Genomic DNA, 12,824 nt, shown 5'->3' on the forward strand with positions numbered 1-12,824 from the left:
CGCAACGGAACCACCGGGGCGTGCCGCCCGGCGGACAGCGCACGGCCGTGTGGTCCGTTGGGTGCCCGATGTTCGCCCGGTCGGCTCAGCCGGGGAACCGCTCGCAAGGGTGGTCGCCGGGGCGGGGGCGTCCGCGGCGGCGATGCCCGCCCGCGTCCGGAGCGCGTGGGACTCCTCGGTGCGCGGGCGGCGTCCCTCTCGTGGTCCGCTCACCGGGTCCCCGGGGCCGCGTCCGCCCCTGCCGGGGCCTCCGGACCGGCCTGGGCCGGCTCAGGGGGCGGCGCGCCGTGCGCGCCCGGCAGCAGTTCGGTGGTGACGATCGCGACCACCGCGGCCAGGATCACCACGGGCGTCATCGCGGCGCTGCCGAGCAGCAGGGCCACCAGCACCACACTGCTGACGGGCAGCCGCAGTGCGGCGCCGGCCGAGGCCGCCATCCCGGCCGCCATGCCCGGGATGACGCCGAACCCGGGCAGCGGCGCCAGCAGCACCCCCGCCGCGGCCCCCAGGAACAGTGCCGGGAAGATCGGTCCGCCGCGGAGGCTGCCCAGGCACAGCGCGTAGGCGATGCCCTTGAAGGCGAGGACGGCGAGGAGCGCACCGATCCCCCAGGAGGCCGGCTCGGACGCCAGCCGCGCCATGGTGCCCTCCCCTGACGAGGCCACGTCCGCCGGTGTCCGGCCGGTGATCCCGGTGTAGAGGGCCGCGCAGGCTCCCGCCCCCAGGGCGCACAGGACGGTGAAGGGGACCGGCCGGGTGCGGACGAGCCCGGCCGCCAGCCGCCCGACGCACTGGATCATGTGGACCAGCGTGCCGACGAGCACGCCCACGAGCAGGGTCCAGCCCACGTCCCCCGTATCGAGATGCGGGAACGGCCCGGAGAGCGGCAGCCGGAGGCTGCCCGTCTGCAGCCCGGTCCACCGGCCGAAGCCCGTGAACACGAGCGATCCGACGCCGCTCGACAGCAGCGCCGGGAGCATGACCGCGACCAGCCGGGGCCCGCCCACGCCGATGATCTCCATCAGCAGTACGGCGGCGATCACCGGGTTGCCCAGGACCACGGCGATCGCGGCTCCGGCGCCGGCTGCGCCCAGCAGCGCGGTGTTCTGCGACTCCGTACTGCCCCGGGCGAGGTCGCGGAACATCAGCGCGAGACCGCCGCCCAGGGCGATCAGCGGCGCCTCGGGCCCCAGGGCGGCACCGAGCGGCAGGCTCGCCGCCGCCGCGATGACCACACCGGGCAGGGCCCTGGGGGAGGCGCCGCCGGGCTGGAGCCCGTACGCGGGGACGTGGCCGCCCGCACCGGGAAGCCGGACGACGACCAGGCCGACAATCAGGCCCGCGAGGGGCAGCAGCACCAGCGGCCACCACCACGGCGGGACCGGGTTGCCGAGCAGCGTCTTCGGCAGGTGGTCCCACATCAGGTGCTCGAGCTGGTGCAGCGCGACGAGGAACCAGAAGGCGATCAGCGAGATCGGGATCCCGAGGAGCGCGGAGAACAGCAGAACGCGGCGGTAGGAGGTGCTGAGCAGGAGTCGGCGCAGCACGTCGGGCTCCGGCCGGGGACTGCCGGGCGCGGTGTCCTCCCGCTCCGGCCCGGCCTGCGGCTGCGTCATCGGCGTCGGGCCTCAGCCGAGGATCTTCTGCTTCTCGGCTGCGAACTCCTGCTCGGTGAGCAGGCCCTGGGCCTTCAGCTCACCGAGTTCCTTGAGCCTGTCGATCTTGCGGCCCATCTCGTCGTCGGGCGGCATCGGCGGGGGCACGGCACCCCGGGAGGCAGCCGGGTCCGCCCCGGCCGGATCCCCGGTCTGCTGCTGCGGCTGCCGGTGCTGCGCCTGCTCGCCCTGGCGCCGGTCCTCCCCCTGGCCCTCCTGCTGCCGGCCCTCCTGCTGCTGTGCCCATCGGCCCGACTGACGGCGTGACACGCGATGGGAGACCGCCGTGGCGGTACCGGCCACGGCGGCCGTGCGGACCACTCTGCGGATGAGGCGGGGCATGTCGTCCTCCCGTACGGATAGCGGTGACGTCTCCGTGCCGGTGGCGGTCGGCAGCGGCGGGTGGCAGGTGGTGGCGGGTGGCGGGTGGCGGGATATCGGGACGTCCGGAGTGTGGACGACGGCGGCGGGTCCGTCCGCCGGACCGCCGATACGCCGATACGCCGACGCGGGACCGTCCGGGCGCTCAGGCCGCAACTCCCTGCCCGGACCCACCCTCGACCTCGTCCAGGGCGGCCAGCAGCTGCTGGACGGGGATGCGTCCCCCCGCGGCCAGCTGGGCCCCGCTGCGCCGCAGGGCACGGGCGAGTGGCGCGGCCCAGGTGTTCTCGTACACCAGGACGGCGGCGGAGTTGCCGGGTTCGACGGCCGAGGCGGCCTCTTCGAGGTCGTCCCGGCCGAGCAGTCCGGAGGACACTCCTTGGAAGACGGCCAGATCGAGGGTGCCGTCGCCGTCCAGGTCGGCCAGTTCCAGGGCCGCTACGGTGCCGTCGGTGTCCTTGCGGACGAACAGCAGGTCGAGAATGCGGATGATCCCGCGGTCGACGAGGTCGACAAGCAGCGGAAAGCCCTCACCCGTCATGCGGTTGCCGGGGAACTCCACCACCAGGTAGTCGACGGGTCCCATTTCTTCGAAGTCATCGCTCATGACCACTCCCTGCGAGCGCACCTGCGGTCCGGGGCGGCTTGCCCGCCGAACGTACGGCAGCCCTTCCGGGGCGTCCCGTAAGCCATTGGAGCACTCGCCCGAGTGCTTCGCACCTCCGGCGGCGCGGCCCCAAGGGGCCCGGAGCCCGGAGTGCGCGCGCCGGCAGCAGGGCGGGCCGGTCAGCCGGTCAGCTGGTCAGCTGGTCAGCTGGTCAGCTGGTCAGCTGGTAGATGCTGCTCCCCGTCAGCCACAGCCCCAGCACCAGGCAGCCGACGACGATGGCCGGCTCCTGGTGCTCCTGCAGCCGGTTCCGCAGCCGCGCGAGCCGCACGCCCGCCGCCTCGGGGGCGAACACCGTGTACAGCTCGGCCGCGAGCAGGCCGGCGGTGGCGAGCAGGACGAACCCGAACAGGGCCGCGAACGACGCGGCATGGGAGAGGTCCGCGCGGACCACCACGGTGGCGGCGGCCGCGACGAGGCCCCAGGGCTGGAGGAACACCGCGAGCGCGGCCGCCGACCAGGGCGATATCCGGCCGGAGCCGCCGTGCGGGTCGGACGCGTGCCTGGCCCGGCCCTTCGCCTCGGTGGCCGCTCCGGGCGCCCTGGGGCTGCGCCGGCGGTGCGCGCCGTACAGGACCAGCCCGAGGCCGATCGCCAGTTTGGCCGCGAGTGCGGCCGTGGAGGGCGGTGACCTGGGCGGTGGCGGCTGACCGCCGGTGAACAGCAGCACCAGCGCGATCACGGCGACGAGGCAGGCCAGCCAGGCGAGGATGAACGCCAGCCCCCGCCAGACGCCCCGGTAGGAGGACAGCACCAGCACAAAGGCCATGATGGGCAGCGGGTCGAGGGTGATGGCGACGGCGATGAGCAGCAAGTCGAGGACCATGTCGCCCTCCCCTCCGGCGGGTTCACGCGCCCGTACGGGCCGCGTCCGAGCGGGCCCGGAGCCGACGGCCGCCCCGCTCGGACGCGAGCGGCGGCCGGCCCGCCCACCGACCATGGTCGCCTCCGGTGGCGGCCTCCCGCAAACAGAGTCCGGTGGTCCCCCGGGCGGGGCGTGCGCGGCGTCCCGGGATGCCGGTGCGGGACGGCGGTTGACGCGTCGCACCGTCCTCTGTCCCGAAGGGCTGCGGGCGTCTCGCCGTCCCGCCCCAGCCCCCTGCACGGCGTGGTGCCGGGGCACGGCCCATGTGCGACATCCCGTGAGTTCCCCGGAGCCCCGCTGAGTCTCTGGCCCCGTGGCCAGGGGCTTCTCCCTTCTTCGAGTGCTCTGCCGCCTTGTGACGTAACTTCGGGTTTCTTGAAGCGTTCTCATCTCGTCCGACCGATCCGCAGTCGGGCTGAAGGCGAGGAGGCTCCGGTTGGCAGCGCTGGCGGTCGTACGGGACCTGCGTGAGCACTGGGCGCCCGCCTCGGCGGAGGAGCTGGAGCGGTTCGAGACCGACGTGCTGTCCGGGTTCGTCCTCGCGAGAGCGTCAGCGGGCCTGGCGGACGGCACCATCCGCGGGGACGTCGGGCACCTGGAGCAGATCCGCACGTGGTTCGGCCGGCCGCTGTGGGACATGGAGCCCGCAGACGCCGACGTGTACTTCGGGAAGGTGCTGCGGAACTCACCCAGCGGTACCCGGCTGGCCCGGTCGCAGGCGCTGACCACGTACTTCATGTTCATGGAGCTGCGGCATAAGGTCGAGCTCCACCGGATGACCGGCCGGGTGGTCGAGTGCCCGATCGACGAGATGAACCGGCCGCGCGGGGCCAAGGATGCCCAGCTGCGGATCCCGCCGAGCGAACCGGAAGTCGGGACGCTGTTCACCGGCTGGGGTGGCGAGCTGGCCACCTGCCGCAAGTTCGCCCCGACCGCCAGGAACTACACCGCTTCGAAGCCTGTGAGTGGGCGACGGTGTCTCAGTTCATCGTGTCCATGGGTGTGAAGTCTCCCTGTGAGATCCGGCGGGGAGGTTCTGGTGCTCGGTTCTGAGCGGCGATTGCCCGGTGCGGTCGTGGTCAATGACGAGGTAGAGCCTGCTCGCCATCAGAATCCAGCGGCAGTTGGGAACTACTCGTTGGCTGGCGGGAGGTCGGCAGGTCTCGGGATCGCCGGATCGGGGAGAAGACCAGGATCAGTGCGGCGAGCGGGATCCCCGCTGTCGTGATGGCCATGGCGGTGCGGAGGCCGAGTGCGGTTCCGAGCGCGCCGCCGAGCAGTGCTCCGAGAGGGATCGTTCCGTAGCTGAGGAATGCGGTGCTTGCGGTGAGGCGACCGAGGAGATCCGGCGGGCAGTAGCGTTGCTGGAAGCTCGCCTTGATGATGTTGCCGGCCACGACGCCTGCGGAGACGCTGAAGCCGCCTGTCACGAAGAGCAGGATCCCGGCTCCATCGACGGTCAGCGGGATGAGCAGAGCGAGCATGGGAAGTCCCAGTTCGAACAGCAGTGTCGCGCGGGCAGTGCCGATCCGGTGGGCGACCCGGCGTGCGGCGAATGCCCCGGCCACGCCTCCGGCGCTGGTGGCTGCGATGAGTGCGCCGACGGTCCCTGGGGTCAGGCCGACGCTCCGGACCAGGAAGACCACCTGGATTGACTGGTATCCCATAAGAGCCAGGTTGGAGGCGGCCCCGAAGAGTGTGAACGTGCGCAACCAGGGGTCGACGGCGACCAGCCGCAGACCTTCGCGGACTTCACTGACCAGTGAATTGGGGCGAGCTTCGGTTCTGGTGACGCGTGGCTCGCGATGCCGGATGCCCGCGAGGCAGAGGAGGGAGACGAGGAATGTGGCGGCGTTGGCGAACATCCCGTTCACCGCACCTGCCAACTGCGCGATCAGGCCGCCGGAGCCGAGCCCGGCAATCTGCGCGGCGGACGCGCTGCCGTGCAGTTTGGCGTTGCCTTCGGGCTGGTCAGCGGGTTCCAGAATGCTGGGGAGATAGGCGCTGTAGGCGGTCTGGAAGAACACCGCTGCTGTGCCCGTCAGCAGGGCGACGGCCAGTAGCGGTCCGATACTCAGCCAGCCGGACCATGCGGCGACCGGGACGCCGGCGAAGAGTAAGAGGGAGACCGCGGCGGCGGCCAGCATGATCGGTCTGCGCCGCAGCCGGTCCACCCAGACACCGACTGGGAGACCGATGATCAGCCAAGGAGCCCAGGTGGCGGCGCTCAGCAGGCCGACCTCGAACGTGCTGGCGTGCAAGGTGGAGACGGCAACCAGCGGCATCGCCACCCCGGTGACGGACGCGCCGAACTTGCCGGCTGTCTCGCCGCACCACAGCAGACGGAAATCGCGGTGGCGGTGCAGGAGGCCACCGTGTATCCCATGGCTCATGCGGTGCCACGCTCCCTGCGGGGGAAGGACTGGAGCTGCACGACGACGGGGAGCGCGTCCGGGGCGGGCTCGGCTTCTGGGGCGGGGGTATGGCGGGCGATGACAGCCATCAGCTCCGCGTTGAGCGCCTCCAGCTGAGTCGGGGTCATCCGCAGGTCACTCCAGTCCGAGACGGTGCCGGCGCTTCGCCACGTGTCGTCCCAGTCCTCGCTGATGTAGTTCACGACCCGGCTGAAGTACTGCTGCACCAGTTCATGCAGGTAGACCGAGAGCGCGCCCCGGGTGTCGGGATCGTCGCGGAAATCGGCAGTGTTCAGCTCATTCGTGACGTCGGCCCTTCTCCACCAGCGCTCGCGTTTCGTGCCCCGTCCGGTTTCCTCCTCGATGAAACCGTGCTCGGCGAGGTGGCGCAGGTGCCAACTGATCGTGCCGGTGTTCTCCCCGAGACGTTCGGCGAGTCTGGTAGCGGTGGCGGGGCCGTCCAGATTGAGCAGCTCAAAGATGTTCATTCGCAGCGGATGGGCCAGCCCCCGCAGGCTGCGCGCATCGAGGCGCCGGGCGGGCTTGGCGGGCTGTGGTGTGCCTTCGGGTGTGTCGGACATGCCAACAGCGTAGATTGCAGAGTTTTCTCTGCATAGGTTTCTCTGCAGAGAAAACTCTGTAGATACTCACCACAGCCTGGCGTGGGCTCGCTGCTGGCTCGGTGTGCCGTATGAGGGGGCGAGACGGCATTCGATGAGAGCTTCATTTCGCGGCTTTGGGTGTGATGTAGCCATAGATTGGGGATCTTCCGATCTTGAAGGTCTGGGCGATCTTCGGGATGGGGGTGCCGGAGTCGTAGAGCTGTTGTGCCTGCTCGGCCTGTTCAGGAGTGAGTCGTGGCGGTCGCCCGCCGGTCTTGCCGCGCGCTCGGGCGGCGGCCAGGCCGTCGTTGGTGGCGGTGAGTACGAACTCGCGGTGCAGGGTGGCGAAGGCGGACATCATGCCGAAGAAGTCGCGTCCTTCGAGGGTGTTGCTGTCGATGTTCTGCTCGACGGCCTGGAACCGGATGCCGCGGTCTCGTGGTTCGGTGCCCACGATGATGAGGTTCTGGACGGAGCAGAAGAGCCGGTCGAGCCGGGTGACCGTGATGGTGTCGCCGGAGCGGAGTCGGGGCAGCAGCAGGTCTCTCTCTGGCCACGCGATCTTGTGCCCGTTCGTGCACCCGATGTAGACGTCCTCCTCCGCGACGCCGGCGCGGATGAGTGTGGTGATCTGCGGGACTGGGCTTTGGCCTGCGGCCGTGCGCACGTAGCCGACGACAGCGGGGGCCGACGGCGTCCGCCGAGCGAACACTCGGTCGTCATGAAACGCTCACCTGCTCAGGGGCGGAACGGCCCGGAGGGCGCCAGGGATAGAAGGGGAGGCCGCGGTCGGAGGGTTCTTCCTCAATCCAGCGGATCAGAGGGTCGCGTTTGCCGGCGGCGTCGAGGCTGTAGCCGGTGGCGGCCCGCTCGCGGACCTCCCGGATGAACCGCCGCAGGTCACGTTCCTTGCCCGTGAAGGGCAGAAACCGCAGATGCGGCGAGGCGAAGAGACCGGCGAGGGCGACGATGTCCGGGTAGGTGCAGGCGACGAGTTCGATGTCGTCCTTGAAGGCGTGCCATTTCGGGCCGCTGAGCTCGGTTATGCGGCGGCGCCATCGCCGGTCGAACCGGTCGCTGTCCCACGGTGACCTACAAGAGCAACGTGGCATCCGGTGCGCGGGACAGCTTCCAGACCAAGTACCACATGTACGTCACCACCACCGGTGGTATCCCCACGCAGCCGAACGTGAACTGGGACAGTCCGGTCGAGGCGAAGCTACTGCCGCGTCAGGCAACATTCGCCCTGTTGGCGAGGGATGGGCCGTCAATGCAGACTGCACCGCATGGAGTTGATCGCGCGGGGCCGGGATGCTGATGTGTATGCCCTGGATGAGTCCAGGGTGCTGCGGCGGTACCGGCACAGGGGGCCCACCGGTCTGGAGTCACGCTTGATGACGCACCTTGCGGCATGTGGGTATCCGGTGCCTCGGGTGTACGAGATCACCGAAACGGACATGGTTCTTGAGCGGCTGGCCGGGCCGACGATGTTGGATGTCCTGGCCCGGCGCCCGTGGCGGGTGGGTTCCCTCGGCCGGGAGCTGGGCCGCCTGCACGATCGACTGCATGCGCTGCCGGCACCGGAGTGGCTGCCCAAGCGGTTCGGCACGGCAGGTGGTGACCGGGTGCTGCATCTGGACCTGCATCCAGGCAACGTCATTCTGACCCGGCGGGGCCCGGTAGTGATCGACTGGTGCAATGCGGGCGCTGGTGATCCGGCTGCCGATGTGGCGATGACCATGGTGACCGTGGGCAGTGCGGACGTGCCGGGATTCGCCTTCCGCCTGGGGCGGGGGCTGTTGCTGCGCGGTATCCGCAGCGGTTGCCGGACCGACCCGTCCGGACGGATGCAGGAGGTGGTCCGGGTGAAGCTGGATGACCCGAATCTGACGCCCGCGGAGGCGGCGTGGTTGCGGCGGCATGCCGCTGTCGGCGATGGACCGGGTGTGGGCTGCACGGATCGGTCAGGCTGGCTGATCTGTGGCGGAGCGGGTGCGGGTACGCGAGATCGATGATGACGAGGGCAGACGGCTGCTGCGGATCATCCGCAGGGGCACCGGGTCGAGCACCTCTACGCGATCGCCGACGGCGACGTCGTACCCGAGACGGGCGAGCCCCTCAGTGCCCCAGGTCGTGCCCGCCGAGATGGCGTGGCGCGGGGGCGCGCTCCAGCTCGTGGCGCAGGTCGTCCAGTTCGCTGCCGCCCGCCATCTGCCGGGTCAGCTCGTCCAGGCCGATCTCCGGCTTCCGGTGGCTGCCCGCCATCGCTCCCCGCTTGAGCAGGACGAACCGGTCGCCGACGAGATAGGCGTGGTGCGGGTTGTGGGTGATCAGCACCACGCCGAGTCCCGCGTCGCGCGCCGCGGCCACGTACTTCAGCACCACGCCGGACTGCTTGACGCCCAGTGCGGCGGTGGGCTCGTCGAGGACGAGGACCCTCGCGCCGAAGTAGACCGCCCGGGCGATCGCCACGCACTGCCGCTCACCACCGGACAGGGTGCCGATGGGCTGGTCCACGTCCCGCAGGTCGATCCCCATGCGCAGCAGCTCGGCGCGGGTGGTCTCGCGCATCGCGCGGACGTCGAGCCGCCGGAAGGGGCCCCTGCCCCTGGTCGGCTCCGAGCCGAGGAAGAAGTTGCGCCAGACCGGCATCAGCGGGACCACGGCGAGGTCCTGGTAGACCGTGGCGATGCCGCGGTCGAGGGCCTCGCGGGGGGAGCCGAGCGAGGTCTCCTCCCCCTCGATGGAGAAGGTGCCCGAGTCGTGCCGGTGCAGCCCCGCGATGATCTTGATCAGGGTGGACTTGCCGGCCCCGTTGTCGCCGAGTACGCAGGTGATCCGGCCCGCGTGGACCTCCAGCGACACGCCTTGCAGGGCGCGTACGTTGCCGTAGTACTTGCTGACGTCGTCGAGTTCCACGAGGGCCGTCATGCCGTCGCCTCCGCGCGCTTGCGGACCCATGCGTTCAGCAGGGCCGCCAGGAGCAGCATCGCTCCGAGGAAGAACGTGAACCAGTCCGGGTTCCACTGCGCGTACACGATGCCCTTGCTGGTCATGCCGAAGATGAAGGCGCCGACCGCGGAGCCGATCGCCGAGCCGTAGCCGCCGGTGATCAGACAGCCGCCGATCACGGCCGCGATGATGTAGATCAGCTCGTTGCCGACGCCCTCGCCCGACTGCACGACGTCGAACGAGAACAGCAGGTGCTGGCCCGAGATCCAGGCGCAGAAGGCCACTCCTGTGTAGAGCAGGATCTTGGTCCGGGACACCGGGACACCCACGGCCCGTGCGGCGCCCGCGCCGCCGCCCACCGCGAAGATCCAGTTGCCGAACCGGGTGCGCAGCAGGATCCAGGTGGCGACGGCGACCAGGCCGATCCACCACAGGATCGTCGTCCTGACATCGACTCCGCCCACGGTGAACGAGGCGAAGACCGCCTTGGCCGCGGGGAAGCCCTCCATGTCGGCGACGGTCTTCGTCGACACCGTGCCGCTGATCAGCTTGGTGAGGCCGAGGTTCATGCCGGTGAGCATCAGGAACGTGCCCAGCGTGATGATGAAGCTCGGCAGCCGGGTGCGGACCAGCATCACGCCGTTGAAGGCGCCGATCGCGAGCGTGACCAGCAGCGACACCAGCACGCCGACCCACACGTTCGCCGTCATCTGGTAGCTGAACATCGAGGAGACCAGCGCGGAGCTGGTGACCAGGACACCGGCCGACAGGTCGAACTCCCCGCCGATCATCAGCAGGGCGACGGGCACGGCCATGATGCCGATGGTGGAGGCCGCGTACAGCACGGTGCCCAGGCTGGACGTGCGGAGGAAGGCGTCGGCGACGACCGAGAAGAAGAGGAACACGGCGGCCGCGCCGACGACCGAGCCCAGTTCGGGGCGGCCGAGCAGCTTCCGCCAGGGCGAGGTGTGCAGCAGCCGCTCGTCCGGGCGGCCGGTCCTGTCGCCGGCCGGTGGCGCGGTCGCGGTCATCGGGTCCCCCGCTGGGTGTACTCCTGCAGTTCGGCGGCGTCCTTCCCGGTGATGATCTGCGGGCCGGTCAGGACGGGCCGTCCGCCGCCCAGCACATCGGCGTTGTAGCGGTAGAGCCACAGCAGGTCCACCGCCTCGTAGCCCTGGAGGTAGGGCTGCTGGTCGACGGCGAACCCGAGGTCGCCGGCCTTCAGCCCGGCGGCGACCTTCGCGTTGAGGTCGAAGGTGTCGATCTCGGCCTCGCTGCCCGCGGTCCGCTTGGCCTGCACGGCGGCGTCCGCGAACGGGGCGCCCAGGGTGACGACGGCGTCGATGGACGGGTCGGTCTGGAGCTTGGCCTCGATCGCCGCCCGGACGTCGGGCATGTTGGTGCCGTCGACGTACAGGTTCCGCAGATCGCCGCCGAAGGTCTTCGCCGCCCCGGAGCAGCGCTGCTCATGGCCGACGTTGCCCTGCTCGTGCAGGACGCACAGGGCCTTCTTCCGCCCGCGCCGGTCGAGCTCGTCGCCGACGGCCTCGCCCGCGACGGTCTCGTCCTGGCCGATGTGGGTCAGCGCGCCGTACGCCCTGGACTCGGCCGATCCGGAGTTGACGGTGATCACCGGGATACCGGCCCGGGTGGCCTTGGCGACGACGTCCTTCATCGCCTCGGGCTTGGCGAGCGTCACGATCAGGCCGTCGACCTTCTGGTCGATGTACGTCTGGACGAGCTGGGACTGCTGCTGGGCCTCGTCGCTGTGGGCGTACAGGAAGTGGATGTTGTCCTTGGCCGCCGCCTGCCGGGCGCCCTTCTGGACGATGTCCCAGAAGGTGTCGCCGTCTCCCGAGTGGGTGACCATGGCGAACGTCCAGCGCGGTGTGTCGACCGCGGCCCGCCCTTGCGCCTCGGCGGTCCTGCGGGCCTCCTCGGCGCGCTTGCCGCCGGTGGCGCTGCACCCCGCGAGGGACGCTCCGAGCACCGCCGCCAGCACGGCGCCGATCGCGCGCACCCCAGTCCGAACCCTTGCCACGACGCCGCGCCCCTCCTGCTGTCCGCTGTCTCTGCCGTATTCCCGGGCAAGTATCCCCGAGCCCGACCGCCGGGGTGACGGGCGGGTGGGCATCTCGGGCTCGGCGGGGGAGGCGACGGCACCTGCGGGCCACCGGGCCACCGGGCCACCGGGCCGATGTACTCCGGACGAGCCGGCCCCGCTCCTCGGCCCCCCTTGACCGCGGCGTGACGGCGGGGCCCGCCTCGCCGCCCGGCCGCCCGGCCGCGGCCGGGTGGGCCTCCACGGGACCGGCGCCGGACCCTCCGCGCCCGGTCTGAGCATTTCCGTGCATATGCGGGTATATGCGGGTATATCCCGTCACTTCCGGCTGCTGCCGGGCGTTCCGGTGCAGTGGGAGCGGGTGGGGCAGGGTCCGCCGGTTGCGGGCGGCGCAAAAGCCGCGGCGGCGGCGCTACGGACGCACCAGGAGCTGGAACTCGAAGGCGTACCGCGAGGCCCGGTAGACGTGGGACCCGAACTCGACCGCGCGTCCGGTGTCGTCGAAGGTGGTCCGCTCCATCGTGAGCAGCGGGGCGCCGGCCGCCTCGCCGAGCAGCAGTGCCTCGTCGCCGCCGGCGGCACACGCCCCGACCGACTGCCGGGCGCTATGCAGGGTGATGCCGGCGCCGCGCATCAGCCGATAGAGCCCGGTGGACTCCAGTTGCCCGGTCTCCAGCGGCAGCAGCCCGGCCGGCAGGTGGTTGCGCAGATGCGCCATGGGCTCGCCGTGCGCCGAGCGCAGCCGCTCCACCAGGTGGACGTCCGCGCCCTCCGGCACTCCGAGGGCGGCCGCGACCTCGGCGGTCGCCGGCTCGACGAGGTTGCGCAGGACGCGGGTGGCGGGCCGCCGCCCCGCCGCCTCCAGGTCGTCGTAGAGACTGCTCAGTTCCAGCGGGCGCCTCACCCTGCTGTGCACGACCTGGGTGCCTACCCCCCGGCGCCGCACCAGCAGCCCCTTGTCGACGAGGGACTGGATGGCCTGGCGGACGGTGGGCCGGGACAGCCCGAGCCGGCCGGCCAGTTCGATCTCGTTGCCGAGGAGGCTGCCGGGTGCCAGCGTGCCCTGTCCGATGGCCGCCTCCAGCTGCTGCGACAGCTGGAAGTACAGCGGGACCGGGCTGGTGCGGTCCACGCTGAGCCGGAGTGGTGCGGTGGCGTCCGTCGGTTCTCTGGGCTGCTTGGGCACGCTGCGAGGGTAGTCGCAGGGTCTGTTGACGGAAAGTTGT

General features: G+C 71.0%; 14 protein-coding genes. 2 read left to right on the forward strand and 12 right to left on the reverse strand.

What is annotated here, in order from left to right; all coding sequences use genetic code 11:
• Positions 1–209: 209 nt before the first annotated feature.
• From SCWH03_RS17410 to SCWH03_RS17425, 4 genes are all read right to left on the reverse strand, one after another.
• Positions 210–1,616 carry a chloride channel protein gene (locus SCWH03_RS17410; RefSeq protein ID WP_173265183.1) on the reverse strand — a complete coding sequence of 469 codons (1,407 nt, stop codon included), beginning with the start codon at positions 1,614–1,616 and terminating at the stop codon, positions 210–212.
• A 12-nt stretch (positions 1,617–1,628) separates the two neighbouring features.
• On the reverse strand, positions 1,629–1,997 hold the full coding sequence (locus SCWH03_RS17415) for an SHOCT domain-containing protein (protein ID WP_173265184.1): 369 nt from the start codon (positions 1,995–1,997) through the stop codon (positions 1,629–1,631).
• 184 nt (positions 1,998–2,181) lie between these two features.
• Positions 2,182–2,643, reverse strand: a complete 462-nt coding sequence (locus SCWH03_RS17420) for a DUF6325 family protein (RefSeq protein WP_173265185.1) — start codon at positions 2,641–2,643, stop codon at positions 2,182–2,184.
• A gap of 211 nt (positions 2,644–2,854) precedes the next feature.
• Positions 2,855–3,529: a GAP family protein gene (locus SCWH03_RS17425; RefSeq protein ID WP_173265186.1), complete on the reverse strand. Its 675-nt coding sequence runs from the start codon at positions 3,527–3,529 to the stop codon at positions 2,855–2,857.
• 475 nt (positions 3,530–4,004) lie between these two features.
• On the opposite strand from SCWH03_RS17425, the gene SCWH03_RS17430 reads away from it, so the two are divergent.
• Positions 4,005–4,574 (forward strand): hypothetical protein, encoded by a 570-nt coding sequence (locus SCWH03_RS17430; RefSeq protein ID WP_254076816.1) that lies wholly within the window; start codon positions 4,005–4,007, stop codon positions 4,572–4,574.
• Between the two features lie 73 nt (positions 4,575–4,647).
• On the opposite strand, the gene SCWH03_RS17435 is transcribed toward SCWH03_RS17430, so the two are convergent.
• From SCWH03_RS17435 to SCWH03_RS17450, 4 genes are all read right to left on the reverse strand, one after another.
• Complete coding sequence (locus SCWH03_RS17435; RefSeq protein WP_173265187.1) at positions 4,648–5,961, reverse strand: MFS transporter; 1,314 nt, start codon at positions 5,959–5,961, stop codon at positions 4,648–4,650.
• Positions 5,958–6,563, reverse strand: coding sequence for an ArsR/SmtB family transcription factor (locus tag SCWH03_RS17440; RefSeq protein WP_173265188.1), 606 nt, complete (start codon positions 6,561–6,563; stop codon positions 5,958–5,960). The genes SCWH03_RS17435 and SCWH03_RS17440 overlap by 4 nt, the downstream gene beginning before the upstream one ends.
• A 142-nt stretch (positions 6,564–6,705) precedes the next feature.
• Complete coding sequence (locus tag SCWH03_RS17445; protein WP_173265189.1) at positions 6,706–7,251, reverse strand: recombinase family protein; 546 nt, start codon at positions 7,249–7,251, stop codon at positions 6,706–6,708.
• A gap of 52 nt (positions 7,252–7,303) precedes the next feature.
• The gene (locus tag SCWH03_RS17450) at positions 7,304–7,696 is read right to left on the reverse strand and encodes a hypothetical protein (RefSeq protein WP_173265190.1); all 393 of its coding nucleotides are present in this window, start codon (positions 7,694–7,696) and stop codon (positions 7,304–7,306) included.
• Positions 7,697–7,870: 174 nt separating this feature from the next.
• Here SCWH03_RS17450 and SCWH03_RS17455 point away from each other — a divergent pair, with 174 nt between their 5' ends.
• Positions 7,871–8,599, forward strand: coding sequence for a phosphotransferase (locus SCWH03_RS17455; RefSeq protein ID WP_173265191.1), 729 nt, complete (start codon positions 7,871–7,873; stop codon positions 8,597–8,599).
• Positions 8,600–8,702: 103 nt separating this feature from the next.
• On the opposite strand, the gene SCWH03_RS17460 is transcribed toward SCWH03_RS17455, so the two are convergent.
• The 4 genes from SCWH03_RS17460 to SCWH03_RS17475 all read right to left on the reverse strand — a co-directional run bounded on the left by SCWH03_RS17460 (position 8,703) and on the right by SCWH03_RS17475 (position 12,730).
• Complete coding sequence (locus SCWH03_RS17460) at positions 8,703–9,515, reverse strand: ATP-binding cassette domain-containing protein (protein WP_173265192.1); 813 nt, start codon at positions 9,513–9,515, stop codon at positions 8,703–8,705.
• Positions 9,512–10,567, reverse strand: a complete 1,056-nt coding sequence (locus SCWH03_RS17465) for an ABC transporter permease (RefSeq protein ID WP_173265193.1) — start codon at positions 10,565–10,567, stop codon at positions 9,512–9,514. Before SCWH03_RS17465 ends, SCWH03_RS17460 begins: the two co-directional genes overlap by 4 nt.
• A complete protein-coding gene (locus SCWH03_RS17470) occupies positions 10,564–11,577 on the reverse strand; it encodes a sugar ABC transporter substrate-binding protein (protein ID WP_173265194.1) in 1,014 nt (337 codons plus the stop codon). The genes SCWH03_RS17465 and SCWH03_RS17470 overlap by 4 nt, the downstream gene beginning before the upstream one ends.
• 433 nt (positions 11,578–12,010) lie before the next feature.
• Positions 12,011–12,730, reverse strand: a complete 720-nt coding sequence (locus tag SCWH03_RS17475) for a GntR family transcriptional regulator (RefSeq protein WP_272491080.1) — start codon at positions 12,728–12,730, stop codon at positions 12,011–12,013.
• Between the last annotated feature and the right edge of the window lie 94 nt (positions 12,731–12,824).

Origin of the sequence: Streptomyces pacificus (genome assembly GCF_011766325.1) — a bacterium.
Lineage (GTDB): Bacteria > Actinomycetota > Actinomycetes > Streptomycetales > Streptomycetaceae > Streptomyces > Streptomyces pacificus.

What these genes read in the sequence shown, in the direction of transcription:
- SCWH03_RS17460 (WP_173265192.1), bottom strand. Translation starts at nt 9,515, where the DNA reads ATGACGGCCCTCGTGGAACTCGACGACGTCAGCAAGTACTACGGCAAC.
- SCWH03_RS17420 (WP_173265185.1), bottom strand. Translation starts at nt 2,643, where the DNA reads ATGAGCGATGACTTCGAAGAAATGGGACCCGTCGACTACCTGGTGGTG.
- SCWH03_RS17455 (WP_173265191.1), top strand. Translation starts at nt 7,871, where the DNA reads ATGGAGTTGATCGCGCGGGGCCGGGATGCTGATGTGTATGCCCTGGAT.
- SCWH03_RS17450 (WP_173265190.1), bottom strand. Translation starts at nt 7,696, where the DNA reads ATGCCACGTTGCTCTTGTAGGTCACCGTGGGACAGCGACCGGTTCGAC.
- SCWH03_RS17425 (WP_173265186.1), bottom strand. Translation starts at nt 3,529, where the DNA reads ATGGTCCTCGACTTGCTGCTCATCGCCGTCGCCATCACCCTCGACCCG.
- SCWH03_RS17440 (WP_173265188.1), bottom strand. Translation starts at nt 6,563, where the DNA reads ATGTCCGACACACCCGAAGGCACACCACAGCCCGCCAAGCCCGCCCGG.
- SCWH03_RS17415 (WP_173265184.1), bottom strand. Translation starts at nt 1,997, where the DNA reads ATGCCCCGCCTCATCCGCAGAGTGGTCCGCACGGCCGCCGTGGCCGGT.
- SCWH03_RS17410 (WP_173265183.1), bottom strand. Translation starts at nt 1,616, where the DNA reads ATGACGCAGCCGCAGGCCGGGCCGGAGCGGGAGGACACCGCGCCCGGC.
- SCWH03_RS17465 (WP_173265193.1), bottom strand. Translation starts at nt 10,567, where the DNA reads ATGACCGCGACCGCGCCACCGGCCGGCGACAGGACCGGCCGCCCGGAC.
- SCWH03_RS17435 (WP_173265187.1), bottom strand. Translation starts at nt 5,961, where the DNA reads ATGAGCCATGGGATACACGGTGGCCTCCTGCACCGCCACCGCGATTTC.